This is a genomic window from Halobaculum roseum (assembly GCF_019880245.1).
GTDB classification, from domain to species: domain Archaea; phylum Halobacteriota; class Halobacteria; order Halobacteriales; family Haloferacaceae; genus Halobaculum; species Halobaculum roseum.
This window is the reverse complement of record NZ_CP082286.1, coordinates 711,032-736,093: the sequence shown is the minus strand read 5'-3', so window position 1 is coordinate 736,093 and position 25,062 is coordinate 711,032. Positions and strand designations below refer to the sequence as shown.

The 25,062-nt window shown below is 63.8% G+C and carries 19 protein-coding genes and 1 pseudogene; 15 read left to right on the top strand and 5 right to left on the bottom strand.

The genetic code is table 11. The features are described 5' to 3' along the window. Nucleotides 1-25: 25 nt before the first annotated feature. A complete protein-coding gene (locus tag K6T36_RS03735) occupies nucleotides 26-1,051 on the bottom strand; it encodes a zinc-dependent alcohol dehydrogenase family protein (RefSeq protein WP_222922651.1) in 1,026 nt (341 codons plus the stop codon). Between the two features lie 315 nt (nucleotides 1,052-1,366). Here K6T36_RS03735 and K6T36_RS03730 point away from each other — a divergent pair, with 315 nt between their 5' ends. From K6T36_RS03730 to K6T36_RS03710, 5 genes are all read left to right on the top strand, one after another. Beyond that, nucleotides 1,367-2,095, top strand: a complete 729-nt coding sequence (locus K6T36_RS03730) for an IclR family transcriptional regulator (RefSeq protein ID WP_225935177.1) — start codon at nucleotides 1,367-1,369, stop codon at nucleotides 2,093-2,095. A gap of 299 nt (nucleotides 2,096-2,394) precedes the next feature. Next, the gene (locus K6T36_RS03725; RefSeq protein WP_222922649.1) at nucleotides 2,395-3,261 is read left to right on the top strand and encodes a hypothetical protein; all 867 of its coding nucleotides are present in this window, start codon (nucleotides 2,395-2,397) and stop codon (nucleotides 3,259-3,261) included. 353 nt (nucleotides 3,262-3,614) lie between these two features. After that, on the top strand, nucleotides 3,615-4,754 hold the full coding sequence (locus tag K6T36_RS03720; protein ID WP_222922648.1) for a site-2 protease family protein: 1,140 nt from the start codon (nucleotides 3,615-3,617) through the stop codon (nucleotides 4,752-4,754). A gap of 146 nt (nucleotides 4,755-4,900) precedes the next feature. Next, complete coding sequence (locus tag K6T36_RS03715; RefSeq protein ID WP_222922647.1) at nucleotides 4,901-6,499, top strand: Na+/H+ antiporter NhaC family protein; 1,599 nt, start codon at nucleotides 4,901-4,903, stop codon at nucleotides 6,497-6,499. A 287-nt stretch (nucleotides 6,500-6,786) separates the two neighbouring features. Beyond that, entirely contained in the window at nucleotides 6,787-7,905 is a 1,119-nt protein-coding gene (locus K6T36_RS03710; RefSeq protein ID WP_222922646.1) for an outer membrane protein assembly factor BamB family protein, read from the top strand. A gap of 296 nt (nucleotides 7,906-8,201) precedes the next feature. Here K6T36_RS03710 and K6T36_RS03705 read toward each other — a convergent pair whose 3' ends face one another. Together K6T36_RS03705 and K6T36_RS03700 are read right to left on the bottom strand one after the other, a co-directional pair. Next, nucleotides 8,202-8,843, bottom strand: a complete 642-nt coding sequence (locus K6T36_RS03705; RefSeq protein ID WP_222922645.1) for a hypothetical protein — start codon at nucleotides 8,841-8,843, stop codon at nucleotides 8,202-8,204. Nucleotides 8,844-8,850: 7 nt separating this feature from the next. Beyond that, nucleotides 8,851-9,237: an SHOCT domain-containing protein gene (locus K6T36_RS03700; RefSeq protein ID WP_222922644.1), complete on the bottom strand. Its 387-nt coding sequence runs from the start codon at nucleotides 9,235-9,237 to the stop codon at nucleotides 8,851-8,853. Between the two features lie 181 nt (nucleotides 9,238-9,418). On the opposite strand from K6T36_RS03700, the gene K6T36_RS03695 reads away from it, so the two are divergent. Together K6T36_RS03695 and K6T36_RS03690 are read left to right on the top strand one after the other, a co-directional pair. Further along, a complete protein-coding gene (locus tag K6T36_RS03695) occupies nucleotides 9,419-10,813 on the top strand; it encodes a permease (protein ID WP_222922643.1) in 1,395 nt (464 codons plus the stop codon). 267 nt (nucleotides 10,814-11,080) lie between these two features. Next, entirely contained in the window at nucleotides 11,081-11,497 is a 417-nt protein-coding gene (locus tag K6T36_RS03690) for a DUF302 domain-containing protein (RefSeq protein ID WP_222922642.1), read from the top strand. 375 nt (nucleotides 11,498-11,872) lie between these two features. Here K6T36_RS03690 and K6T36_RS03685 read toward each other — a convergent pair whose 3' ends face one another. Further along, a complete protein-coding gene (locus K6T36_RS03685; RefSeq protein ID WP_225935176.1) occupies nucleotides 11,873-12,265 on the bottom strand; it encodes an SHOCT domain-containing protein in 393 nt (130 codons plus the stop codon). A 28-nt stretch (nucleotides 12,266-12,293) separates the two neighbouring features. Further along, a complete protein-coding gene (locus tag K6T36_RS03680; RefSeq protein WP_222922641.1) occupies nucleotides 12,294-12,854 on the bottom strand; it encodes a DoxX family protein in 561 nt (186 codons plus the stop codon). A 114-nt stretch (nucleotides 12,855-12,968) separates the two neighbouring features. Between K6T36_RS03680 and K6T36_RS03675 the strand changes: the two genes are divergently transcribed. The 8 genes and pseudogenes from K6T36_RS03675 to K6T36_RS03640 all read left to right on the top strand — a co-directional run bounded on the left by K6T36_RS03675 (nucleotide 12,969) and on the right by K6T36_RS03640 (nucleotide 24,956). Then, on the top strand, nucleotides 12,969-13,319 hold the full coding sequence (locus tag K6T36_RS03675; RefSeq protein ID WP_222922640.1) for an ArsR/SmtB family transcription factor: 351 nt from the start codon (nucleotides 12,969-12,971) through the stop codon (nucleotides 13,317-13,319). A 3-nt stretch (nucleotides 13,320-13,322) separates the two neighbouring features. Continuing rightward, nucleotides 13,323-13,598 (top strand): DUF7521 family protein, encoded by a 276-nt coding sequence (locus tag K6T36_RS03670; protein WP_222922639.1) that lies wholly within the window; start codon nucleotides 13,323-13,325, stop codon nucleotides 13,596-13,598. A 331-nt stretch (nucleotides 13,599-13,929) separates the two neighbouring features. Further along, nucleotides 13,930-14,133: a CopZ family metallochaperone gene (locus K6T36_RS03665; RefSeq protein WP_222922638.1), complete on the top strand. Its 204-nt coding sequence runs from the start codon at nucleotides 13,930-13,932 to the stop codon at nucleotides 14,131-14,133. A gap of 142 nt (nucleotides 14,134-14,275) precedes the next feature. Then, the gene (locus K6T36_RS03660; RefSeq protein ID WP_222922637.1) at nucleotides 14,276-16,558 is read left to right on the top strand and encodes a copper-translocating P-type ATPase; all 2,283 of its coding nucleotides are present in this window, start codon (nucleotides 14,276-14,278) and stop codon (nucleotides 16,556-16,558) included. A gap of 445 nt (nucleotides 16,559-17,003) precedes the next feature. Further along, nucleotides 17,004-17,711 (top strand): annotated as a pseudogene (locus K6T36_RS03655) (alpha/beta fold hydrolase); the annotation flags it as partial. 1,767 nt (nucleotides 17,712-19,478) lie between these two features. Continuing rightward, a complete protein-coding gene (locus tag K6T36_RS03650; RefSeq protein ID WP_222922635.1) occupies nucleotides 19,479-20,822 on the top strand; it encodes a hypothetical protein in 1,344 nt (447 codons plus the stop codon). Beyond that, nucleotides 20,822-23,239 carry a type IV secretory system conjugative DNA transfer family protein gene (locus tag K6T36_RS03645; RefSeq protein WP_222922634.1) on the top strand — a complete coding sequence of 806 codons (2,418 nt, stop codon included), beginning with the start codon at nucleotides 20,822-20,824 and terminating at the stop codon, nucleotides 23,237-23,239. Before K6T36_RS03650 ends, K6T36_RS03645 begins: the two co-directional genes overlap by 1 nt. A 334-nt stretch (nucleotides 23,240-23,573) precedes the next feature. Further along, nucleotides 23,574-24,956 (top strand): ATP-binding protein, encoded by a 1,383-nt coding sequence (locus K6T36_RS03640; protein ID WP_222922633.1) that lies wholly within the window; start codon nucleotides 23,574-23,576, stop codon nucleotides 24,954-24,956. Nucleotides 24,957-25,062 lie beyond the last annotated feature (106 nt).

Below are 25,062 nucleotides of genomic sequence, written 5' to 3'. Positions count from 1 at the left end.
TTGGCTGGTTAGCGAGCTATCCGAGTCACCGATCGGGGTACACCATCTTCTTCAGTCCCTGTCGGTTCTCCATCTGGGCGAACGCCTCCTCGAGACCGTCGAGCCCGAACTCGTCGGTGATGAGCCGTTCGACGTCGATCCGGCCGTTCTCGAGCAGCGTCACCGCCCGCGCGAACGTGTCGGGCGTGAGCGAGTAGGTCCCGATGACCTCCCGTTCCTCGTAGAACAGGTCGAACGGCGAGAGTTCGATCGTCGCGTCCTCGGGGGGAACACCGAACACGAGCGTTCGGCCTCCCGGTCCCGTGAGCGCGTGGGCCTGTTCGGTCACCGTCGGGACCCCGACGGCCTCGATGGCGACGTCGACGTCGCCGACGAGGTCGGGGACGGCGCTCGTCGGGTCCTCGTCCGTCGGGTCGACCACGTGGTCGGCCCCGAGGTCGAGCGCCGCCGCACGGCGTTCCTCGATCGGTTCGGAGACGACGACGGTCCCGGCACCGCTCGTCCGAAGCAGCTGGACGAGCAACAGGCCGATGAACCCCCCGCCGACCACGGCGACCGTTTCGCCGGTCGTCAGGTCGACCTGGTCGACGCCCTGGATACAGCATCCGAGCGGCTCCGCGAGCGCCGCCGTTCGGTACTCGAGGTCCCCGATCCGTTCGACGTTCCCGGCCGGGACGGCCACGTACTCGGCGAACGCCCCGTCGATGACGTGCTCGGCCGCGCCACCGATCGACGTGAGATCCCGACAGAGGTTCTCGCGACCGGCCGTACACGCCCGACAGTCGTGACACGGAACCGAGGGGTTGATCGCGACACGGTCCCCCTCGTCGATGTCGGCGACGGCGTCGCCGGTCGCGACGACCTCGCCGGCGCTCTCGTGTCCCGGCACCAGCGGGTACTCGACCGTGAACGATCCGCTGTACATGTGCAGGTCCGTGGTACAGACCCCACACGCACCGATCGCGACGAGTACCTCGTGCGGATCGGGGTCCGGTCGCTGCCGGTCGTTCGCCTCGATCGTGCGGGCGTCGGTTAGGGTGGCGGTTTTCATTGGCTCACCGCGTCAGGGCCCCACCCAAAGATCATGATAAAGCCATCGGCGAGAGACGGATATTGGGGATAGAGGCACTCTAGTCGCCAAAAACTGGGGTGTGGAGGTGTTTTTCATAGCAAAACACGCGTTCTCGAACCGTCATAATTGTTTGTTAACCGAGAGATCCGCTCCGTGTGACTTTGTCTCACTCGGGATATCGAGCCGGGATCGGGACCGCTCGATTTTGCTGTGGAGAACAAGTTCTAAATGGGTGGTAGTCGTTCGCACGGGATAGGGATGACCGGCCGTGGTTCACAACGGGTCCAGGCGACGGTGCACTCCGTCCGAATACTGGAGCGGCTGGTCGAGGCCGGACGCCCGCTCGGGGTGACCGAACTCGCCGACACGGTCGACCTCTCGAAGGGCGTCGTCCACACCCACCTCAACACGCTCGTCGACCTCGGGTACGTCCGGAAGGAGGAACAGTCGTATCTCCCCTCCTTCGGTCTCGTCAGCCTCGGGGACGGTGCCCGACGACAGCTCCCGCAGTTCGATCGGGTGCGACGTCGCGTCGACAATCTCGCTCGCGTCACGGGGGAGGTCGCGACTCTGTTCGTCGGGGAGGACGGCGTGGGCGTCTGTGTCTACGTCGCTCCGGGCAGCGACGCGTGGACGCCGGAGTACACGAGCGGGAGTCGGATCCCCCTTCACGTTACCGCCCCGGGGAAGGCGATACTCTCGACGTTCGACGAGGCGAGGGTCGACGAGATCGTCGACGACCGCGGACTCGACCGGATGACGGACAAGACCGTCACGGAGCGGGCGGACCTCGCCGCACAGCTCGGGAGCATCCGTGAGAACGGGGTGGTGTTTTGCAGAGGCGAACAGTCGGCGGACACGATCGGCGTCGCCGCGCCGATCTCCCCCCTCGAGCGCGCGCCAGCGGCGGCGGTCGGCATCTGCGGCCCGGGGGAACGACTGCGTGGACGACAACTCGAGGAGGACATCGCCGGGCAGGTGATAAGCACGGCGCGGACGATCCGGACCGACCTGCGCGGGTGAGCCACGCCTCCGTGGTCGACTACGTTCTCGTCCGTGGGTACGTCGCGATCCTCACTGGACGATCGAGATCGACAGCGGACATCGACATCATTGAGAGACACGGAGACAGCCCTGTCTTCAATGCGGGGAGGAGGTCGAGCCCGGGACCGCCTCGAGAGCCGAGATCAACCGCGGTCCGAGACGCCGGCCTCCCGCCGGGACCCGAATCGGCGGCCGTCGAGTAGTCGCCGCTGTTCACAGTCTCGCTCCCCGTTGGGGCAGACCGAAGCTTCACGTCGCGAACGGGAGACTGTGCTCTCGTGTCAGACCCGCCCGTTGACGAACCGGTCCCACCCCGACTGAGATCCGTCGGTTCGGAGTTCCTCGAAGCGGGCCACCTCTGGCTGTATGAGTACCCCGACGGGACGCCGTTCGAGGCACGTCTCGACGCCAACAACCGACTGCAGGTCGCGTTCGCGGTCGGCGAACACTCGGGACAGCCGCATCGGTGGGTCGATGCCGACGAGGTCCCTCCGGTGTTCGGGTTTGCAGTACGAGCACTCGTTTCGCGACTCGATCGGGGCGCCGTCCGCCGTGCGGTCGATGACCCGACGACGGTCACCCTCCGCTGTCTCGCGGTCCATCGCCGCCACCGTGGATACGACTGGTCGCGGGCGCCGCCGGTCGTGGGCGTCGACGTCACGGCTCCCGGGTCGGAGTTGCTCCCCCACGAACTCGAACGCGTGTTCGCGGAGTTCGGGGTTCCAACCCTGCCGACACTCGACACGGAAGTCCACGTGCGGGATATCGACTCGCGTGGGGACACACCACCCGAGACACGGTGGGGCGAGGGGACTGCCTACGGGGTCCTGTATCGCAAGAAGGGCGGCGGCCTCGCGCGGACGGTCGCGAGCGAGTATGCGGGAGACCCACCGGAGGCGGAGCCGATCAGATCGGCTGTCGACGAATACGCCGCGACCGTCGCGTCGGCGGAGGTGCTCACGTCGTTGATCGGGGAGCGCGACTCCCCCGCGAGCGTGTCGGTCGTGACCGATGCCGTACTCGATCGAACGCTGCGGGCGGAGTTCCGGCGCCTCACTCACAGCGAGACGCCGTTCGATATCGAGGACCTCCGGAGCGCACTCGCCCGGCGCGTCGCGGCGTTCGTGCGGGGAGCCACGGGGTAACGGGTGGCCGGACCCGGCGAGTAGCATGGTCCCCCTCGGCGGATGAGTGTGATGGCTTCACGTGACCCGCTCTAGACGGCGGGGCGTTCCCCTCGCCTCTCCGGAACAGGCGCCCGGTGGGATCGGGTCCCGGCAGGCCGAACGCGACCGCCGAACAGTTCGATCCCGCGGATTCGGGTAGCCCGAGCGTACCTGCTGAATACCTCGGTCCGCAGACCGGGTAGTGTACTCTCACCAGGATCGGGCCGACCGTCTCGCTCACACACGTCGACGGCGAACTCCGTTGCGGTCGGACCGCTCGACTGTCCGTGTCCGTACACGTCACTTACCCCTCCAGAACGAGAACGCCAACCGTGCGAAGCTACACCGTCACCAGGGTCTGGGACATCCCGATCCGCGTCAACACCTCGCTGTTGATCTTCCTACCCGTGCTCGCGTGGCTCATCGGAAGCGGCCAGCAGATCGCGTTCTACGCCGGGATCATCGAGGGGTTCACCGGGGTCGGGTTCGACCTGGCCGTCCTCGGCGCCGGCGCGACGCCGTGGGTCATCGGCATCGCGGCCGCGGTCGGCCTGTTCGTGAGCGTCACCCTCCACGAACTCGGACACTCGTGGGTCGCGTTACGCTACGGCATCGGGATCGAGTCGATCACGCTGTGGATCCTCGGCGGGCTCGCCGCCTTAGAGTCGGTGCCCAGGGAGTGGAACCGCGAGTTCTGGATCGCCATCGCCGGCCCGGTCGTGAGCGTGCTCGTCGCCGGCGTGTGTTACGCGGGCGCGCTCGTCGCCCCGGGCTCGATCCCGGTCACGCGGTTCGTCCTCGGGTATCTCGCGTTCACGAACCTCCTGTTGGCCGGATTCAACCTGCTGCCCGCGTTCCCGATGGACGGCGGCCGCATCTTCCGGGCGCTCCTGGCCCGCACTCGACCGTACGGCACGGCGACGCGGATCGCCGCACGGGTCGGCGTCGTCTTCGCCTTCCTGTTCGCCATCGTCGGCGTCGTCTCGTTCAACATCGTCATGCTCCTGCTGGCGTTCTTCATCTACGGCGCCGCGACGACGGAGTCGCGGACGGTCCTGCTGGACGAACTCCTCGAGGGGATCACCGTCGGCGACATCATGACTCGCGATCCCCCGACCGTCTCGGTGGACACCACGATCGAGGAGCTGGGCTCCCGGATGCTTCGCGACCGGCAGACCGTCCACCTCGTCACGGACGACGCCGGGGCGGTCGTCGGGCTCGTCTCGCTGTCCGGGCTCCGCTCGGTTCGGGGGGACGACCGCGGGTCGACTCGGGTCGAGGCGGTGATGCAGGAAGTTCCGCGGGTCGGCGCGAGCGCGGACGCCTTCGACACGCTCGCCACGTTGAACCAGGCAGGCGGGTCGACCGCCATCGTCGAGGAGGCGGGCGAGCTCGTCGGTATCCTGACCGAATCGGACTACGCGCACGCGATGACGGTCCGTAAGGGGTTCCGAAGCGGGATCAGTGGGTAGGGACCGGTTCCCGCCGCGACAGCGCAACCCAGTCGAACGGAACCGATCCCTCAGTCATCCAGCATCTTCGGCGACCGACACAGTACGATCTCGCGACGGTGGGATCTCCGGAGGAATTTACATAATATCTTGGTGTATGTTCACATATGCCAGAATTCGGCGCGCTCTCGCTCGTCCCGCCGCTGCTGGCCATCGTGCTCGCGATCGCGACCCGGAAGGCGGTGCTGTCGCTGTTCCTGGGCATCTGGTCCGGCGGCGTCATCGTCACGGGCGGGCTCGGGCTCGGACAGACCTTCGACTGGATCGCCGCCGCGATCGGCGACAGCGTGTTCCACGCCCAGATCGTCATCTTCACCCTGCTGCTGGGGTCGGCGGTGGCGATGATCTGGCGGCTGGGCGGCTCACACGCCGTCCGGAACTGGGCGATCGACCGCATCGACACGAAACGAAAGGCGGGCGTCGCGGCGTGGCTCCTGGGCATCGTCTTGTTCTTCGACGACTACGCCAACACGGCCGTCGTCGGGAGCACGATGAAGGACGTCTCCGACCACCTGAAGGTCTCCCGGGAGAAGCTGTCCTATCTCGTCGACTCCACGGCGGCGCCGGTCGCGACGCTCGCGATCTCCTCGTGGGTCGCGTTCCAGCTGTCGATGATCGAGTCGGGCTACGAGGCGACGGGGTTGGCCGCCGACGAGATCCCGGACACCTTCGAGGTGTACCTGCAGTCGATCCCGTACAACATGTACGCGATCCTGGCGATCGTGATGGTCGGGATCGTCGTGATCAGCCAGCGCGATTACGGGGAGATGCTCACGGCCGAACACCGTGCCGCCGAGACCGGCAAGGTGACCCGCGACGACGCCCGGCCCATGCAGGACGTCGAGTCGGAGCTCGGCGAACCGAACGTCGACGACCCGAAGCTGCTGTCGTTCTTTCTGCCCATCCTGGTGCTGATCGGGGTCACCGTCGGCTCGGCGCTATGGACGGGCTACGGGCCCGGGGCGACGCTGTACGACATGGTCACCGGCGCCGACTACGCGGTCGCGCTGATCTTCGGGTCGTTCGCGATGGTGGTGACGACGTACGCGCTCGGGTACGCATACGGGCTGCTCTCGCTGGGCGAGAGCGTCGACACCACCATCGACGGCTTCGGCATCATGCTGACGGCGGTGACGATCCTCGTGCTCGCGTGGGGGATCGGCAACGTCGTCGAGACGCTCGGCACGGGCGACGTGGTCGCCGCCTGGGCCGAGTCGGCCGGCCTCTCGGCGGAACTGCTCCCGGTCGTCGTGCTGTTCACCGCCGCGTTCATCGCCTTCTCGACGGGGAGCTCCTGGGGAACGATGGGCATCGTGACCCCGATCGCCGTGCCCGTCGCGTGGAACATCGCCGGCACCCACACCATGGTCGCGGTCATGGTCGGGATGGTCTTCTCCGGGGCCATCTTCGGCGACCACTCCTCGCCGATCTCGGACACGACGGTGCTGTCCTCGACGTTCACCGGCGCGGACCTCATCGACCACGTCCGGACGCAGATCTACTACGCGGTCACCGTCGTGGTCGTGGTGGCCGGGCTGATGCTCGTGTGGGGATTCACCCGGATCTCCCCGTTCGTGCTGCTCCCGGTCGGCGTGCTGGCGCTGATCGGGCTCGTCTACGGCCTCTCGGAGTTCGACGCCCGGCGTCGCGGTCTCGACCCGAAGTCCGCGGGCTCGTCACCGGACGTGCCGACGGCGGACGATTGACCTCGGCAAGGTCTTTCGGGACGTAGTCGTACTCCCCACTGTCGATGCTGGCTGCGGGGCGACACGAACTGAGGGGACGGCCACTACCGACTGACTCGGGGGGGCTGACGGTACCTGCGCTCACCGACTGGTACGGCGGTCGGATGGACGGCACTGACTCCTGAGCTATCGGGCTCCACCGTAGCCAAAACGTTTATTCGAGAATCATGTCGTGTGTATGTCAATGTCTCCTCGCCGACATGGAAGCGACCGCGAATCCCACGGAGTAGTTCGGGCGGTGTTCCGCGATGAGTGAGTCGTCGGAATGGCTGATGCACGGGCCGGACGCCGCACAGACATCCGCGGTCAACGGAACGGGGCCGACTGAAACCGTCGTCGTCTCACCGCTCGTTGAGACGGAACAGTCGCTTACAGGGGGCCCCGTCCACATCGATGACACGCTGTATATCGGCGAGAACGGGTATCCCGATGACGACACCCACGTGTATGCGATCGACACGGCGGACGGGAGCGTCCGGTGGAACGCGGCTGTGGATTCAGTCGATGCACAATCGCTCGCGATCACTGGAGACACGCTGATCGTCGTCGAGAGTCGGACTCCATTCGACGGCGAGACCGCCGGCGCGATCACTGCACTCAATCGCCATACTGGTGCTGTGAGATGGCGAACGGAGACGGACGACTGTGTTCTCGCGGCCCCGACCGTTGTCGATGGCACCGTGTATGTCGGCTGTACCGATCAAACACTGTACGCGCTCAGTGTGGCGTCCGGCGAGATCGAGTGGACGTACGAGACGCTCGGCGACATCTTCTCGCCACCCGCAGTAGTCGACGGCACGGTGTACGTAGGCGGCGGGGAGTACATTTATGCGATCGATGCGGACGATGGCACCCGACGCTGGTGGTTCGAAACCGACGATCACGACCTGTTCGACGCGCCACCCGGCGGCGGAACGCGGAACGCGATCGCCGTCGAGAACGGAACCGCATACGTCGGATCCGGGGACGGGCTGTTGTATGCACTCGATGCGACGACCGGGGCAGTCGAGTGGCGGTTCCGGCCCACGGCGGTCAACACGACCTCCGGGGCTCCGTCGATCACGTCCTCCCCGGCAGTCGCCGACGGAGCTGTCTACTTCGCAACCGCCGGTGACGAGGTGTACTCCGTGAGTGCGGCCGACGGGGTCGAGCAGTGGTCGGTTTCGGTTCCGCGGTCCGGCGATGCACGCCCGATCGTAACCGACGAGATGCTCTATCTCGGAGCGGGTGTGCTTCGCGGGTTCGACCGGGAGACGGGTGCCGAGCGGTGGAAGGCGACGGCGATCCGGGGCGGCCAATATCCGATCTTGGTCGATGAGACGTTGTACGTTCCGGGCAACGACGGGACGTTGTATACAGTTCGTTGACATCCTCCTCGCCCTGAAGGGCGAGGATTCCCGAGCGTTGGGATGTACGGAAATACGTGGGTGAGCCACAGTCGTCATCGCGATTGCGGACGCAGTTCGGGTCGTGATCGAAGACCAGGGATCCACAGTACGCACCTGTCTCGTCCGTTTCGGGTGTTGAGACGGTCGTCGACGTCCTTGCATTGACGAGGCTCTCACTGAAAGCGGTTCCTCTGGCTGTGAAGACCTCCCTCGTATCGGCAGTAGTTCCCCCGCTGTTGCTACCGCCGCCGAAACCGGCACCTGTTCACGGCTCCTCAGGTCCCGGTTCGCGTCACCCGCCGATATCCTTCGTACAGAGCCGGTACTCCGAGCGGAAGTGCGAGGAGCCCAAACCCGAGCAGGGCATACCGGCCCGTATCCCGCTGTCGCACGACGAGGACCGTCGTGACGACGCCGAACAGCGCAATGATGTATGCCGTGTTGCTCCAGAGCACGTCGTAGGTCGAACAGTACAGCCAGCAAACGAACGTGTAGGCCGGGGCGTTCCAGGTCGGCGGATGGAGCTTCGGCCAGAAGAGCCGGCAGTACGTGGTCCAACCTAGCATCGCGACGGTCGGCAACCCGACGAGCCACACCGCCGCCCCACGCTCCATGTCGCCGTATCGCCGGTATCCAGCCAGGAAGAGGGCGGGGAAGCAGAAGACCCACAGCCAGATGCCGAGCGTGTAAGTTACCGGCCAGTGCTCGATTCGGGGCTGTGCAACCGGAACCCGTACCCGCTCGGGAAGCGTCGCCCACGGGAACGAGGGATCGGGAACCGGGTTGGTGACGAACGCGAGCAGACTGAGTCCCGTCCCGATGAGGAGTCCGTACAACCCCAGCGTCGTGTATCGGGCGAGCCACGAGGGGAGTGGTGGATGCGCCGTGCGTTGACGGTGGTCGGAGGATCCGGCCATTCTCAGTTCAGTCGGAACGTGAGGAGGTGTCTCGTTCGAGTGCCTCGCGTCGCTGTTCGTATTCCTCGTCGGTCAGCTCTCCCCGGGCGTACGCGAGCCGGAGTTCTTCGAGTGCGTGGTCAGCGTCACTCGCATCCCCCGTGATCGCGCGGTAGATGAGGTACCCGCCACCGACGAGGGCGACCAGGAACAGGAGCTGCATCACGATCCCGACGACGAACAGCCAGCCGGGCATCGTGCCGTCGCCCCACATTCCACCGCCCCACATCCCGCCCATCATCGGTCCGAATCCCATCATCCCGAAGCCCATGAAGAACAACGGGAAGATGATGAGGGCGGCGATGATTCCGAGGAGGAGCGTGACAAGACTCGTATCGTCTGTTTTTGTGGGCATATTGAGGTCCCTCCGTGAGTATGGGTCTCGAATACTACTACGCACTGACTATTCAATGCGGTTGTGGCTTTCTTTTGCGTGTTCTGGAGGCCGTTTTCATTTTGAATCCATGCTCAATGCGTCGGTTAACCGAATAGTCTGAAGGAAAACTGCAAAAGAGAATCCTCCCGATACTGTCCCTATGGTAGCGACGATGATCGAGGGCGTCCTGGAAGCGCTTCGCATCGGGGTCGGCTTCCTGTGGACGGCGGCGTGGGCGATCATTATGGGCCTCACAGTCACGAGCCTCGTCCAGGTCTACGTCTCCAAGGAGCGAATGGCACAGGTGCTCGGTGACGGTGACCTGAGCGGGCTCGCCAAGGCGACCGCGTTCGGCGCGGCGAGTAGCGGCTGCAGTTTCGGCGCCGTCGCGATCGGGAAAGGGTTGTTCAAGAAGGGGGCACACGCGGTGAACTTCCTCGCGTTCATGTTCGCGTCGACGAACCTCATCGTCGAACTCGGGTTGATGATCCTGATCCTGTTGGGCTGGGAGTTCCTCCTCGCGGAGCTGCTCGGTGGCCTCGTTCTCATCGCCGTGATGGCGATGATCGTCCACCTCACGCTCCCCGAGAACCTGTTCGACGAGGTCCGAGAGACGCTCAACGAGCGCGACCGTGAGGCTGGTGTCACCGAAGACCCGACCTGCGGGATGGAAGGCAAAGACGAATATTCCCTCACGACCGACGGCGGTGAGACGCTCACGTTCTGCTCCGAGGGGTGTATGGAGACCTACCAGCAAGAGACGTCGAGTCGTGGCGGGTGGCGCGAGGAACTACTGTCGTGGGGCGGCTGGTACAAGGTCGGGAACCAGTACCGCAAGGAGTGGTCGATGATCTGGAAGGACATCGTCGCCGGCTTTCTCATCTCGGGGTTCGTCATCGTCTTCGTCCCGCAGCGGGTGTGGAACACGCTGTTCATCCAGGGCGATGGCCTGCTCGTGACGGCTGAGAACGCGATCATGGGCGTCGCGATCGCCGTCCTCAGTTTCGTCGGCAGTATGGGCAACGTTCCGTTCGCGGTCGCGCTCTGGGGCGGCGGTGTCAGCTTCGCCGGCATCATCGCGTTCGTCTACGCCGACCTCATCACGATCCCCGTATTGAACGTCTATCGGAAGTACTACGGCTGGAACGTCATGCTGTACATCCTCGGCGTCTTCTTCGTGACGATGGCATTCACCGGCTTCCTCATGGAGTCGCTGTTCGACGCGCTCGGTATCGTTCCGGATCTGGCCGGCGGAGAGACGGCGACCGAGCGGACGTACTTCGAACTCGACTACACGTTCTACCTCAACCTCGTCGCGTTCGCGCTCTCCGGCTTCCTCCTGTACGTGTATCGCCGTGGCCTCGGTGCACCCGGCCAGTACCGTGACCCCGTCTGCGGGATGCGAACCGACGACAGTGGGCCGAGTCTGACCCACGATGGCGAGACGTACTACTTCTGTTCGAAGACCTGCAAGCGATCGTTCGAGGATCGCCCCGCTGCATTCACCCATCAACACCCGGAGGCGGGAGCGTCACAGGGTCACGACCACCAGTGAACGCCGACTCACGATATCGAATCTTGTCCGGATTCCGCCACTGAGATTGTAGTTTTTATTCAAGACCGAGGCACCGATTGTTCACGAACGCTCGGAGACGAACAGGTGTCTCTGCGGATCAATATGGGGCAGAACGAATCGTCAGCGAACCCGATTGAATCCACTGAAAGGGCGCAATCGTTGCTGTTGCCCCCGAACCATTGGACTCCCCCAACGGTCGCTGTTGAGAACCCAACAGTTAACCCGGCGGACAGGATATGGTATCCCATGGAATACACAATACAGACCGTAGTCACTGGTGACTTCGACGACGTCGTCGAGGCAACGAACGCTGCACTGAAGGACGAGGGATTCGGCGTCCTCTGTGACATCGACATTCGGGCGACGCTCAAGGAGAAGCTCGGCGAGGAGTTCCGCCAGTATCGCATTCTCGGTGCGTGCAATCCGCCGCTGGCGTACGAAGGGTTAACCGAGGAGATCGAGCTCGGCGCGCTGTTGCCCTGTAACGTCATCGTCTATGAGACCGATGACGGCGACATCGCGGTACGCGCGGTCGATCCGGAGCAGCTCGTCGGGATCGCTGATAACGACGCGCTCGATTCCATCGCGACCGAGGTCGCCGAACGATTCCATCGCGTACTGGCAGCCGTTTCGGACGAGTTCGACCCCGCGCGGGAGGCCTGATCGTCGACGGCTTCATCGGATCAACTGGACACCACGACGATACTCCTCCTGATCCTCGGGGCGTTCATGGGTCACTACGGAAGAGCCGGCGGCTGGTGGCCCGTCGTCGGAATGGCTGTCCCGCTCGTCTTCCTCCTCAGGTGGGTGAGCGGCGCAGGAACGTCCCAGATCCCGCGATGGCGGAATTGCGTCTGGCGTCCGCCCGCGGACATCTCACCGACGAGGAGTTCGAAGCCCGCCGGGACAAGCTCGAACGATCTGAGTGACCAGCCGGTGAACAACTCGGTGCTTGCCGAACGGCTGACGGATACGTGAACACGGCGGCACCCTCGACGACGCCCGTAGGCAGCTCCTCGTGGTTCACCGGCACCGGAGTCAGTACCGGCCGCCACCGGACACGAGCCGGGCGCGGCGGCGGTCGAATTCCTCGTCGTCGATCTCGCCGCGAGCGTACCGCCTTTCGAGGACAGCGAGTGCGCTATCCTCGGCTTGGCCGTCCGATCGCGACCGCGTTGCCAGCCAGTAGACGAGAGCGGTCGGGAGGGCGACGAGGAGTCCCATCCACAGGAGACCGAACAGGACCATCCCCCAGCCACTCCATCCCTCCATGTGGCCGCCGGTCCACATGCCGTCGTGCCAGTCCCACATCATTGTACTCGGGACGGCCGCCTGCGTCAGCGCCGTTCCGGCGATGACGGCCAGCGACAGTGCTCCAATGACGATGAGCCCCAGAGAACGAATCCCGCGTGCTCGAATCGGATTTCGCATCGTTGTACTCCTACAGTGCTCGGCGTGGTTAGCCGAGAACGTATTCGAGAGCGGGGTAGCGCTCGACGAGCGCCTCTCCGCCGATCTCGTACTGTTCGATGTACTGGTCGAGGCCCAGGATGCGGCCCGCGGCGAACGCGGCGACCGCGAGGAACACGAGCATGTACGCGAAGTCCCCGTTGATGAACCCGTGAGCCATGTCCCAGTTCCCGAAGTAGAACATGAGCATCATGAGCGCGCCGAAGAACGCCGCGAGGCGGACGAACGCGCCGACGAGCAGGCCGAGGCCGATGAACAGCTCGCCCCACGGGACGGCGACGTTCGCGAACTCGACGAACCACGGCGTCGACCCCATCCACGCGAACAGGCCCGCGAGGGGGTTGCCGTTCGTCGCCGCGACGTTCGCCAGGTAGCCGCCGGCGGCGAACTCGCCGGTGATCTTCGTGAATCCGGAGTACGCGAACGCGTAGCCCATCATGAGACGGAGCGCGAGCACGAACCACGCGCTCAGGCTGTGGACTTTCCCGCCGACGGTCAGGCCGCCGACTCTGCTCTCGAGTTGGTTCATGCCGGAGTCGAGTGTGGACATACTTACTTCACCTACAACTATCAGTAGGCCGGGAGAGACGATATAGCAGCGAGCCGGCGTTCCGAGTCGGAAAACCGGCGAGTTATATTACCCTCCTGTCGCGAGTTGGTGCGTGTGACCGAGGAGCCCGATCCGCCGGCGGTCTTCGCGACACTCGACGACGAGTACGCCCGCGACATCCTCGTGGCGACGAAGACCGACCGGCTGTCCGCGAAGGAACTCAGCGAGGTATGCGACATGTCGCGTCCGACCGTCTCGCGGCGTGTCTCGCGCCTCGTCGAGCAGGGCCTCCTCGAGGAATACACGCACGTCGACCCGGGAGGGCGCCACTACAGCGAGTACGAGGCGCGCCTCGAACGCATCGAGGTTCTCCTGCGGGCGGAGGGGTTCGACGTCACCATCGACGTCCGGCCGGACCCCGCCGACCGGATCGCGACCATCTTCGAGGAGATGCGGGGAGACTGACTCATGGAACACACGCTATTCGTCATCGGCAAACTGTTCACGACCGCGCTGGCGCTGGTCATCGCCTACCAGGCCTATCGCGGGTACCGACGGCATCACACGCAGTTACTCCTGTACGTCGCCGCCGGCTTCGCACTGATCGGGCTCGGCGGCCTCCTCGAAGGCGTCCTCTTCGAACTCCTCCGGGTGTCGATCTTCGAAGCGGGAACCGTCGCAGCACTCGTCACTGCGGCGGGGATGCTGTCTATCCTCTATGCCCTGTATGCCCCGAACCCCTGAGTATTCGGGACGCCCGTTCGAAACGCGGCTTCCGTGTGTCGGGTCAGGTTCGAAGCGGCTACTGTCCGGACTGCCCCGGTCTCGATAGAATGGAACGAACGATTCCGCTCGGGCATTCTGGCTATCGACGCAGTATCTGTCTTCGTAGCGGCGAAGACCTACAGAGAGCGGCACGCCGAATCATGAATCCTTTCGCCGCCGACGGCTGGAGAACCCGAGATCGGTCCGTTACGTCCGCAGGTACCGCTTCGAATCTAAAGTTTGACCCCCGCGATACCAGTATGATCGAAGGGGAAACCCGCTAAAGAGAGGGGGCCGTATGTACTCCTGTATGACGACAACCATCAACGTAGAGGGAATGTCGTGCGGTCACTGTGAGCAAACGGTCGAGGACGCGCTCCGAGAGGTCTCCGGCGTGACTGACGTGACCGTTGATAGGGAGAGCGAACAGGCGAGCGTCAATGGTGAGGCAGATGTCTCGGCGCTCGTGGAGGCCGTCGAAGACGCGGGGTATACCGCTCACGCCCGAGTATAACGATCTGTTGATGGCACAGAACGCTCCGAAGTGAACGACTCACCATTCTCTTCGGAGTACACCCACACTGACCCTGCTGCACGGTTGCGGGGGCCGAACGTTCAGGATGCCGGCGGAACTACCTCAATAGAGAACATGACCCATGGACGACCACCACGATACAGATGAAAACCCGACGGGAGACGGAACCCAGCAGGACAACGGCAGTCACCACCAACAGGGGGCCGGTCACCACGATGAGGCGGTCGACGGGGCTGATGAGCACCGGGTCGAACGGGGGCTACTAGAGGAGGAGACGCAGCCAGCCGCAGCGGATGAGACGGCGCTCCACGAGGGGCACGAGCACGACGGACACGAGGGAGGGCACGGTCACGGTTCCCACGAGGGGCACGGTGAGGGCCACGGCGGGATGCACGAAGGGCACGAACGGATGTTCCGTCGGCGTTTCTTCGTCTCGACGCTCCTGTCGATCCCCGTCCTCCTGTACAGCGACATGCTGCAGGAGTGGCTCGGGTTCTCCGTCCCCGCGTTCCCGGGCAGCGAGTGGATCAACCCCGTCTTCGCCGTGATCGTGTTCGCGTACGGCGGGATCCCGTTCCTCCGGATGGCGGTGCCGGAGCTAAAGGACCGGTCGCCGGGGATGATGACGCTCATCTCGATGGCGATCAGCGTCGCGTTCGTCTACAGCCTCGCCAGCGTGGCCTTCCCGACGCAGTCGGCGTTCTTCTGGGAGCTCGTCACGCTGATCGACATCATGCTACTGGGGCACTGGATCGAGATGCGATCGGTACGCCGGGCTTCGAGCGCGGTCGACGAGCTCGCGAAGCTGATGCCCGATACCGCCGAGCGGATCACCGACGACGGTGAGACCGAGGAGGTCCCCGTCAGCGACCTCTCCGAGGGCGACCTCGTGCTCGTCCGGCCGGGCGCGAGCGTCCCTGCCGACGGGACCGTCGAGGAGGGCGATTCCGACGTCGAGGAGTCGATGATCACCGGCGAGTCGAACCCGGTCTCGAAGGAGCCCGGCGACGAGGTCATCGGCGGGACGATCAACGGCGACGGCAGTCTCCGCGTCCGTGTCGGTGCGACGGGCGAGGAGGCGACGCTCGCGGGCATCATGCGCCTCGTCGAGGAAGCCCAGCAGAGCGAATCCGAGACGCAGGTGCTGGCCGACCGCGCGGCCGGGTGGCTGTTCTACGTCGCGCTCGGGGCGGCCGTCGTGACGGCGATCGCGTGGACGCTCGCGGTCTCGTTCGACGCGACCGTCATCGAGCGCGTCGTCACGGTGCTCGTCATCGCCTGCCCGCACGCGCTCGGGCTCGCTATCCCCCTCGTGGTCGCGATCAACACGTCGCTCGCGGCTCGCAACGGGATGCTCGTCCGCGACCGGATCGCGATGGAGGAGGCACGGAATCTGGACGCCATCGTCTTCGACAAGACGGGGACGCTCACCCGAGGCGAACACGGCGTCGTCGACATGGCGACCGTCGACGGCGTAACCGAGGCCGACGCACTCGCGCTGGCGGCGGCCGTCGAGCGCGATTCGGAGCACATGATCGCGCGAGCCATCCGCGAGGCAGCCGAGGAGCGCGATCTCAGCGCACCTGATGCGACCGACTTCGAGGCGATCAAGGGCAGGGGCGTCCGCGCGACCGTCGAAGGGAACGAGGTGTACGTCGGCGGGCCGAACCTGTTGACTCAACTCGATAGCGAGGTCCCGGACCACCTCCGGCAGTTCGCCGACGAGGCCGGCGAGAACGCACGGACCGTGGTGTATCTCGTTCGTGACGGGGAGCTGATCGCCGCGTTCGCGATGGCCGACGTGATCCGCGAGGAGAGTTTCCGCGTGGTCGAGGCCCTCCACGACCTGGGCATCGAGGTGGCGATGCTGACCGGCGATTCTCGGGATGTCGCCGACGCCGTCGCCGACGAGTTGGGCATCGAGACGGTGTTCGCGGAGGTCCTCCCCGAGGACAAAGACGAGACGGTGCAGGAACTCCAGGACCAGGGGAAGCTCGTCGGGATGGTCGGAGACGGCGTGAACGACGCGCCGGCGCTGACGCGGGCCGACGTGGGCATCGCCATCGGGAGCGGCACCGACATCGCGGTCCAGTCGGCGGACGTCATCCTCGTCCAGAACAACCCGATGGACGTGGTCCGGCTCGTGAAACTCAGCAAAGCGAGCTACCGGAAGATGCAGGAGAACATCGTCTGGGCGGCCGGGTACAACGTCCTCGCGATCCCGCTTGCGGCGGGCGTGTTGGCTCCGATCGGGATCCTGCTGTCGCCCGCCGTGGGTGCGCTCTTGATGTCGCTGAGCACGGTGATCGTCGCGATCAACGCGCAGCTGCTCCGGCGCGTCGATCTGTCTGTCCCTAGCCTTCCGGGAGTCGCAGCATCCACCGAGGCCCAGCCCGGAGACTGATCGCCACCGACCCCGACGGGATTCCGACCGCGACCACTCGGGTCGAACTCACGGTTCGAAACCGAGCTTCAACGACGGCTTCACCGACAGTTCGTCCGTATTGCCATGGAACCGAGTCCCGGCAGACAGCTCGTTCCGTTGGATAATAATACCCCTCCGGTCCATTGGCGAGTCCAGTGCGGTGCCGCCGTCTCGTGTCGCCACGCCGATCGCTTGACCCGACAGCACGCTACCTCGAAACGCGCCCCTCCCGAACCCAATGCAACACTCAGTCCCCGATTCCCCGCGTTCCTCAGGGAACAACCCCGGTGACCAGTATCGGACAGTTACGCTCGAAGACGACAACCAACTCGCCTACGCCCAGTACGGCGATGCCGACGGGACGCCGGTCCTCTTTCTCCACGGGACGCCCGGGTCGCGCCGGCTCGGGGCGCTCCTAGCGCCGGCCGCGCGTGAGCGAGGTATCCGAGTGATCGCCCCCGACCGGCCGGGGTTCGGCCGGTCGGAGCCGTGGTCGGACCGCTCGATACGCGACGCTGGAACGATCGTCAGTGCCGTCCTCGACGACGCGAACGTGGAGACCGCCGGGATCATCGCCTTCTCGGGTGGGAGTCCTCACGCGCTTGCAGCCGCCGCCACACACGGGTCCCGTGTTCGTGAGATCGACATCGTCGCCGGTGCCACCCCGCCGAGCGTCACCGAGGACCCGCCTGTCACCCAACGACTCCTCTCGGGACTGGCGACGAAGGCACCCGTCGTCCTCGATGGACTCCTTCGCGGTCAGGCATGGCTCGCCGAGCGGTCCGATCCGTCGGTCGTCGTCGACCAGTACACGGCGTCGGGAAACACGGATGCCGTCCCCGAGGACGTCGCCCGGCTTGTCAGGGCAGACTTCCTCGAAGCCTTTGCCCGCTGTCGCTCCGGCGCAATAACCGAATTCCGGGCTGCAGCGACGGACTGGGAAGTTCCACTGTCGGATCTCGATACGGAAACTCGGTTCTGGCACGGCGACACTGACACCAACGTTCCGATCGAAAGCGTTCGGCGGCTCCAGTCTCGAATTCCGACCGCGCAGCTTCGAGTGCTCGATGATGCCGACCACGTAGGGACGCTCCTCCGGAGTGTCCCCGACGTGTTAGAAAACTACCACTGAGACACGAGTTCGGCAGTTCGCCATACCTGGCAGCCCGGGACGAATCGAGTCCGGTAGCGAGACGGTGACCTCGTTCCGTGTGAGATCGTCCAACTATGATGCAGCGACACCTACGGGTCCCACAATACCAGATTCCACAGACTCATCGGTAGAATTCCACAGTCGAATATGGCCTGTGGAAGGTCTCTACCACCGGTTTACTGTCTCAACGCACCGTCAGCCAAATAGTTCCAGTCTGGTTCTGAAGTCCTTCCACAGGACGGTGAACCAATCAAAGGCTCAGTAAGTGGATGTTGAATCTAGTCGGACGGTTCACGTTTTGACACGGGGTCCGCAAGAGGAGAGAGTACCAACAACAACAAACACTAGTAAACGAGCCCACCCCCAACGGAAGCGACGCGCGGTGGGCCACACGCGACGACGCCACGGTCGCGAGACCGACCGATTCACACACAGTCCCGGTTGACGTGGCATCGGTGAAGAAGATACACCTGTTCGCTGTGTTCCGAGAGGGTGACAAGCCATCGCAGTGACCGGAGATACCACCAGAGCAGAGGATGGTGCCCTGCCAGTTTTGAGATGACGGCTGTCGGAGGCGGCGAGCAGACAGCGAAGAACTCACACCGCCGGCGATTGCACGAGTGAGCCGGTGTGTGACTCTGTGGAACCGCCTTGGCTGGCTGTATCTGGTGCAACAGTGATCCCTACTCGTGGGCGTGAGCACCCTGCTTGGACTTGGAGAACCTGTTGTACCCCGTTGCGGTGGCGTGGCTTGTTTCGACGGCGACGCATCCGACTGCATGCTTCCCTATAGAGTGGGGTTGGACGTTGTGTCACGCCGAGCGGTGGGAGCTATTGCCTCGGCTTCAGTTCGAGCGTCGGAACCACAACGGGCTGGAACCGCTGGAGACGACAACGTCCGTATCGACACACGACATCGGTTGGTGATGCACCGAACACTCAGTTGACTAGGAACGATCTAGGAGCGCTCCCTGTCCGTCACAGCAAGGCTACTGAGGAACATCAGCGAGGGAGGTGTGCGCCCGACTGTACCGCCGCCCACACTGTAGCCACGACAAACTGCAATTGCCGCACCGAACACCGGTTCACCCACGGTCGATGCGAGGTCCACGGACTGCACCGACTGTCGCCATCCACCAGCGGTAAATAGCAGATCTACCGTTCCACAGACTCTCTGTCCCAAATACACGGCTGTGGCTCTCTGTGGCGACAGTGGTCCCCACCGAATCGGGCCGACCATGTAGACCGATGTCCCATCCGGACGTGGGACGTGATCACTGCCAAGACGCGTCACATCGCTGTCCTCCGGTTCCGTCGATGCTCCGGCGGCAGCGATGTGCGGGGCCCTGGCCCCCGTGTCGCGTCTGTGGCTGTCTGTACTGTATTGCTCTCTTTTTGGATTTCCTCTTCCCTATTGCGGAGCGTCATGCAGCCTGTGGACGAGCGATCCTGGGCATAGAGCCTCTCACAATCGGCGATCGTCCCCTGACGTAGCTGTGGAGTAGAAACGAAGGGGTGGGGATCGGTGAACTATCCTTCGAGTGTCTGCCGGAGCGACCTGGACCACTTCGACGACAGTGATCTGCACGCGATGAATGCCCGACTTATCAGTTTTACAGATATTCAATATCGACAAGAAAACCGTGCGACTCCGGCACATTCTTGCGAGAAATTCACTTGCACCTATCAAATAAACAGACTAGTTTTTATATGCCATGATTCTCAACACCGAAATTGCGAGAAGAAATGAAGAAAGATCGCAACTCTAGATCTGACGTATCGGCGCGAGCGCATTCACTGATCGACAGGCTGTCGGATGAGGTGATCGCGAGCAAATTCGGCGAGGAGCTACACCACGGCGTTCCGGGCCGGTCACTGTTCACCCGGGCGCTCGAGCGGCTCACAGCAGTCTGTGGGATTGTCGCAGAACCGGTTCGAGACGAACTGCGGACGAAAAACCGGTGGGTCGGGGTGATCACCCTCCCGATTGCAATTAGCATCGTCGTCGCGGTTGTGGGCGCGGTGTGGGCGTTCGTCGACCCCACAAGCCCAATACAGTATCTGCCTGGAACACTCCACCCGCTCATCAGAACCGCACTCTGGACATTCCCGCTCTCCGGGGGGCGGGTGATCGGCGTCTTGGCGGTTGTGACAGTGCTGTTCGTGATAGGGTGCATCATGGTGCTCATCCCGTCGATGACTCGCGGGATGACGTCCGAGTCAACCGCCCGGAGCACAGTAGTCAAAACGGACTCCGGGGTCGAAGCGACCATTGGCGCTGACGGCGACATCGATGTCGATGCGGTCGTGAACAAAAGTCTGGGTCGGGATGTAGACAGTGGCCCTTCGACACATGCAACGCTGCATGCGGCCGCGACTGACGCCTGCGGGAAGGCCTCGGACACCCGGACGCTGTGTACTGGATATATTACGGTCTCAGCGGAGAGCCCGGGGGCGATCATCGTCCCTGAGGCAAACTCGCAGGATGACCTGAACCAGATCCCCGGCGAACGAGTGGTACGGACACTTCGGGACGCGGACGTCCCGTATGCCGGCGTTGAGGTCCGCCTCGTGCCTATCGACATCCCACCGCTCCGCCTCAGACAGTTGGGGAAGCGAGACAGTGCCCATCCAGAAACAGCGGACATCGTGGAGCGTGCTGAAACTACGACCGGCCAGTTTCAGGCGACGGCTGTCGGCTTCGCTGTCGGTCGCAAATCCGATGGGATCAGCGCACTCAACTCTGCCTTGGGCGACATCAAGGCCTACATCGACCGAACGCCGGGACTGAAGGCGACGATCCACATCAACAGCCAGTCTGTGCGGTCGGCTCGCCGGTCACCGCCGGCGGTGCTCAGTCCGAACTGTGTCTGGGACGGGTCCAGATCGATCGTCAAGCAGGATATCTCGCTGCCGGGCCCGTTCGGGAACCCGCTTCGCGAGAAGCGGACGCCGATCGTCCTCCCGGCGGGTGTGATCGACATCGTTGCCTCGGAGACGGACGCAAATACGGGGGCGCTCGATCAGAGCGGCTTGGACCACGACAACGACGATGACGACCTTGATGATATGTTCAAGGGTGACGATTAGTGGGGTTCACGATCGGCCAGATCGAGCAGCGACGCGGTGACGGACTGCGGCCCGTCGAGATCCCCGTGGAGTGTCTGCCGTTTCACACGCTGGTGTGTGGCAAGACCAACACCGGCAAGTCAGTCCTCGGTGAGGCGCTGTTCGCCTCGGCACACCAAGAACTGGCGGGGCCACGGATCCTCATCGATGGCAAAGGCGACGGAATGAGCGAACGGATCATTCGGTCGCTGGTTGCCCGCGGGGAGGATCTCGACTCCGTTGTGTACATCCCCGTCGCTGAGGTGTTGCCCGCGCTGTCGTTCTTCGACATTCGCGCAGATCTCGACGCGGGGATCGAGCGGTCGCGAGCCATCGAGAACCGGGCTGATCGGTATCTGGAGGTGATCCGCTATCTCGTCGGTGACGGCGAGTTCGGCAAGCGAACGGAAACGACCATTCGCGCGTTGATCCGTGCGGCCTTCGACCCGGCACACGGGAGTGAGACGTTTCGCCACAGCGCCTTGCTCGAGGAAGCGCGTGCCATCCAACACGGCGATTCGGTGCCGGCCGTCTCCAGCGACCGGGCTGCACGTGTGTTGGAGGGGCTCGCCCAAGAGCGTGAAGACCTCCGGAGTGCGACTATGGCTGGTGTCGTGACGAGCCTGGAGCGTGTCTCCGGGCAGGCTGATCTCGCGGCGATCTTCAATCACGTCGCGACTGACGAGTCCACGCCCCAGTTCACCTTCGAGGAGGTGCTGGATGAAGATGTGACCGTCCTGTTCGATCTGGGCGGGATCGCGGGCGCTGCCCAACGGGCAATCGCGATCGTCGTGTTGGCGTCGCTGTGGTTCGCGTTGCAACGCCGGAGCTCGCGACTCGCCTTCGACGTGACGCCGGGACACGTGCTCGTGCACATCGAGGAGGTGGCCAACATCGCGTTGACACCCTTGTTGTCGGAGATGCTCTCGGAGGGCCGCGGCTACGGGCTGTCGCTTATTGCCTCGATGCAGTTCCCCGGCCAGGCCAAACATGACTCGCATGCACCTGACCGGCTGTATCGCGAACTGGTGACGGAGTCACACGCGTTCATCGCCGGGCAGATTCCCGACGATCCCGTGTTGGCGAGTCAGTTGTCGGTCCGAAGCATGTCGCCCGCAGAGACACAGCAGGTGTTGAGTGCGCTGCCACAGGGGCGGTGGCTGTTTCGGCCACCGCCCGAGACGTTCGACGGGCGCTCGGCGACGACGGTGCCGATCCGGTCGCCGGAGTTGCCTGCGGGGTATCCCGACAGTGCGCGGCCCTTGTCGGCTGACGAGCGTCGGGAACTTGATGCAACATTGGAGGAACTCATCGAGCGGACGCGCCAGGAGTGCGGGATCCACCCGAACGCATACGAACACGTCACTGTCGCGGACGCCTCCGAGCCGTCGGACGCGCCGTCGGTTATCCAGACAGGGACGACACTGCCGGTGACATCGGTGTTGCCCGACTGTGTTTCGTATGCCGACTCCCACCACGCGATCGCCTGTGAGCATCCCTCGTGTTCGCGGCTGTACGACCCGTCGTATACGGGGCTGTTGGAAGCCGTGCGGTGTCACCACTCGCTGGGTGACATTGCGCCGGAGTCGATCCCGACGATCGAGGCACGGCTGAAGCTGTCGCCCGAGGAGGTCGCAGCGGCGCATGTCTCCGTCCGTGGGATGGTGTTCCTCCAGGTCGTCCTCAATGCGACCCGGGGTGTCTACTCGCCGGCGGAGTACGACCTCGTGCACGACTCGATGGTCGAGTTGCGCAAGTACTGTGGGCTCTCTCGTGACGAGCTCGATGAGTTGCTGGATGCGGGCCTGGTGAAGCGAGACGACGGCCTGCGTGCGACGCTGTACACCGTGACTCGCGAGGGTCGCGCGCTGTTGAACGAGCACAATCGCGAGGGGATCGATCATGGCGACGGCTACGGCGACCTCGAGGAGACTGCCACCCACCGGGCGTTAGTCGAGGCGCTGCGTCGCTATATTGTGACGGAGTACAAGCACAGTGAGGAGTCACCAGTCGAGCGGGTGATCCCGTATCATGAACCGCCAGAGGTGGCGTTTCGTGTCGATGTCGCCGGCGTTGATGGTGATGGAACCGTCGTCGTCGCTGGCGAAGGCGAACGCAAGAACAACGACGCTGCGGAGGCCGCTCCGCGAGACTTCGATAAGATGGCCGAGTTGGGAGCCTCGGAGGTGTTGTGGGCGGCCGTCACCCGGAAGGCTGCCCACCACGCAATTATCGGGCCGCTCTCTGACCCCGCTGATGGGGAGCCACGGATCGAGAGTTCGTATAGTCAACGAACGCCGATGCGTGACGTGAACGATGCGATCGACTGCGCCGGGCTGACCGAGGTGTTCACCATGAAGCATCTGCGGGATGCGCTTGGTGAACCAAGTCTGGCGTAGCGTCAGTCCGGGGAGAGTATTTTTTGTGGGATGTGCGGAGAATGGAGACGTTCTTGATTCTACGTAACACGCCCGAACAGCGCCGATTCGATGACTGAAACGGCTGTACTGTCCGGTTCGATCGGCTCAAATACGGCTACTCTCCCGTGACCGACTCGCACTGTCGCTGGACCACGGCGACGCGTATCTGGTCGAAGGGCTGTGCGTTGCAGGTGACCAACGTTGGAGTGAGCACCTGAGAGCCCTGAGGCAAACAGCAGATAGAAATCGAGATTTCTGAAACTATGATTTCCAAAATCGGGAGTTCTATTTGAATGGGGATAGTATCGGAGGTATGGAGCAATTCATTGATCGAGATGTCGAACTCGATCAACTCACGGACTGCTACGAGTCCGAGACTGCAGACTTCGTCGTCATCTATGGTCGTCGTCGCCTCGGCAAAAGCGAGCTCGTTCGCCAGTCTATCATTGATCGGGATGACGCTGTCTACTACCAGGCCGTCGAGTCCACGGCACAGAACCAACTCGAACAGTTTGTCGACACCGCCACTGCACAGTTCCCATCGTTGCAGAACGTCCGCCGCGACTGGGAGGTACTTCTCGACACACTCGGCGACCAAGACGCCGTCGTCGTTATCGACGAGTTTCCGTTCCTTATCGGGGAGGACGAATCGCTCCCGTCACGGATCCAGCGAGTCTGGGACTTGGAGCTACAGGAGACTGGGATGACGCTCGTGCTCGTCGGCTCATCGATCAGTGTCATGGAGGATAAGGTGCTCTCGGGAAGCGCACCGCTGTACGGCCGGCGGACCGCGACGATCGATCTCAAGCCCCTCGATGTACCCGACGCGCGCCAGTTCTTCCCAGAGTACGATCCGGAGACAGCCATCACGGCATGGTCGATCTACGGCGGCACTCCCTACTACCTCCAGACCATCGATCCTGATCAGTCGCTTGGAACGAACGTCCAGCAGGGGATCCTCTCGGAGCGCGGGCTCCTATACTCCGAACCCGAGTTCCTGCTCCGAACCGAACTCCGACAGCCGAATACGTACTTCAGCATCCTCCGAGCGCTCGCCCACGGGCGACGCACCCCGAACGAAATCGCCGGTATGGCCGGCGTGGAGTCAGGGTCGCTCAGCACGTACCTCCAGAAACTCCGCCGCCTCCGTCTCGTCGAACGCCACATCCCCGTAACGGAATCACCGACGGCGTCGAAACGCGGCCGGTATCGTATCGCTGCGCCGCTGTTTCGATTTTGGTTCCGATTCGTCTACGGGAACCAGGACCAGCTTCGGATGCTCGAGGACGATGCGTACGACGAACTCGTCGAACCTGACCTAGCGGATTACGTGAGCCCGCTGTTCGAACGGCTTTGCCAGCGAGCGCTCCCAGACCTCATCGATCGGCAATTCCGTGACCTCGGACAGTGGTGGTTCAAGGAACACGAACTGGATGTCCTCGGCCTCACCAGCGATGGCCTCGTCGCTGGCGAGTGTAAATTCACATCCCAACCCGTAAGCGAAGGCGTCCTCGCCGACCTCGAGCGAACAGTGTCGGAAGTCCGATGGTCAGAAGAGCCGGCAGACGGGGAGACGCTGTACGTCTTGTTCAGCCGCTCCGGGTACACTGACGACCTCCAACACACCGCTGACAGACGAGCTGACGTCCGGCTTTTCGAATTGTCTGACCTGCTGACTACTGAGACGAACGCATAGCAGGGGCTGTCGGTCACCATCAGGAACCCATCTACAGACGGAACAGGCCGAGTGCCTCGGGGCTTGACCCCGAGGCAGTTCACCAGGGCTTTCTGAACGGAGGACT